At 55.9% G+C, this 752-nt stretch carries 1 protein-coding gene; it reads right to left on the reverse strand.

All coding sequences use genetic code 11. The features are described from left to right. The coding region (locus tag J5224_RS32370) for a hypothetical protein (RefSeq protein ID WP_264629039.1) at nt 1–752 on the reverse strand (752 nt) is incomplete at both ends.

Consider the following 752-nt stretch of genomic DNA (forward strand, 5'->3'; position numbering starts at 1 on the left):
AATACGTTCAGCGACAATAGCAACATTTTCACCGCTGATGGCACCATCATTATTCAGTACGGAGCTCAGTTCAGCGTTCAGGGTGGTTAATGCCGTAATATCACCGTGGTTACGCAGCGAATGCGCGCCAATGTGCATTGCGTCACTGAGCAGCGTACCGCGGTTTTCTATCTGTTGTCCGTTCAGGTGCAGTTCCCCGCCGGATAGCAACGTGCCCTGATTGGTTAAGCTTGGTTGCGCGGTTTGCGCGCCAAGCGCGGCAATACGCCCGGTGAGCGGTGCCGGTGTTACAACCGTTTCAATGCTTAACAGCGCATCACCCTGCATGCGCCCTTGATTATCAAACCGGTTGGCCTGCACCACCAACTGCGACGCCTGCCATTCACCGAGGTTGACCACATTTGCTGCATTGATGCTGGCAATGCCCTGGCTAAACAGTTTGCCGGAAGCGCTGTTATCAAGGCGCTCCGCTAAGGTCAGCGTCAACGCATCAACCCCCAGCATGCTGCCACTGTTGGTCAAGCGCGCCGCATTGACATCAATACGTTTTGCCTGCCACTGCCCGGTATTCTCCAGTGCCGTGGTTTGAATGCTGGCATCACCCTGACTGAGCAAATAACCACTGTTGAAGATAGCGTCGGCGACATGCAGGGTTAACGCCTCTACACCCAGCAATTTGCCGCGGTTGTCCAGCGAGGCGGCATTCAGCGTCAGACGCTGCCCTTCCAGCGTACCCCACTGCTGGAGACGCT

It is taken from the genome of Candidatus Symbiopectobacterium sp. NZEC135 (assembly GCF_025962695.1).